This window comes from Nonomuraea aridisoli (genome assembly GCF_003236395.1).
GTDB lineage: Bacteria > Actinomycetota > Actinomycetes > Streptosporangiales > Streptosporangiaceae > Nonomuraea > Nonomuraea aridisoli.
Map to the genome: position 1 here is coordinate 1 of NZ_POUD01000570.1, position 1,260 is coordinate 1,260.

The 1,260-nt window shown below is 74.7% G+C and carries 1 protein-coding gene; it reads right to left on the reverse strand.

Going from position 1 to position 1,260, the window contains the following annotated elements; all coding sequences use genetic code 11:
* Positions 1-1,175 (reverse strand): sensor histidine kinase (locus C1J01_RS53400; protein WP_111185830.1); only part of this gene is annotated, 1,175 nt, incomplete at its 3' end.
* Positions 1,176-1,260 lie beyond the last annotated feature (85 nt).

Consider the following 1,260-nt stretch of genomic DNA (forward strand, 5'->3'; position numbering starts at 1 on the left):
CCCCCGTGCCCGGTCCCTCGGCCGCCGCCCCCGCTTCCGGGCACGGCGCCGGGTTCGGCGACCGCCCCCGTGCCGGGTCCGTTGACGATGTGCAGCACCAGCTCGCCGTCGCTGCGGCCGAGGTCGACGGCGACACCCGCCCCCGGCGCGTGGCGCATCACGTTGGACAGCGACTCCTGCACGATCCGGTACGCCGACAACCCCACGGCCGGCGGCAGCCCCTCCAGCGAGCCGGACCGTTTGACGAGCACCGCCAGCCCGGCGGCGCGGGCGTTGGCGACCAACTCGTCGATCCGGTCGAGCCCCGGTTGCGGGGCGGTGTCGGCGCGGCCCTCCGGATCGCGCAGCACGCCGAGGACCTGGCGCAGCTCCGCGATCGCCTCCAGCGACAGCTGCCGGATCTCGGCCAGCCCGGCCTCAAGCTGCGCGGCGTCGCCCGCCGCCTTCAGCGGCACCGCCTCCGCCTGGATCGCGATCACCGACATGTGGTGCGCCACCACGTCGTGCAACTCCCGCGCGATGCGGGCCCGCTCCTCCAGCACGGCCTGGGCGCCCTCGGCCTGCCGGGTACGGCGTTCCTCCTCGACGAGCCGGGCCGTCGCCGAGCGGCGTACGCGGACGTTGTAGCCGAACACCACCGCCACCGACACCCCGAGGGTCACCAGCGCCATCGAGTTGGGGTTGACGATCCACGCGGTCAGCACCGTGACGGCCCAGACGGACATGGTGATACGGCGCTCGCAGCGCACGGCGACCGAGTAGAGGACCAGCAGGTACGCGATGATCAGCGGCGCCGGATACGGTGGCGTGGCGCCGTCGAGCCGGATGGTCACCCAGATGACGACCGGCAGCAGCACGGCCGCGACCCGCCACGCGGCCAGCGGCCGGCGGTCGCGCAGCGCCAAGGGCAGGGCGACGCCGACGGCGGTCAGATGGACCAGGCTCTCGCCGACCGGCTGCCCGGGAACTCGCGCGTTCCAGTTGACCACCGTGGAGACGGTGATCCCGTAGAGGACCACCGCCAGTGCGATGTCGGCCACCTGCACGAGGCCGACCCTCCCGGACGGCAGCAGCGCCCCCAACGCGCGCGGCACCCGCATCGTCGGCCGCCGAGCCGGGGGAGCCGGATCCGCGTCCCCCCGGAAGAGCGCCAGCGCCACCGGCTCGACCACCACCCGCCCCCACCGGACGAGCCTGTCCCGTCCGTCAAGGAAAGGGGCTCCGCCGTCAGAGCTCCCTGCGAGCCCCACGCCACCGGGC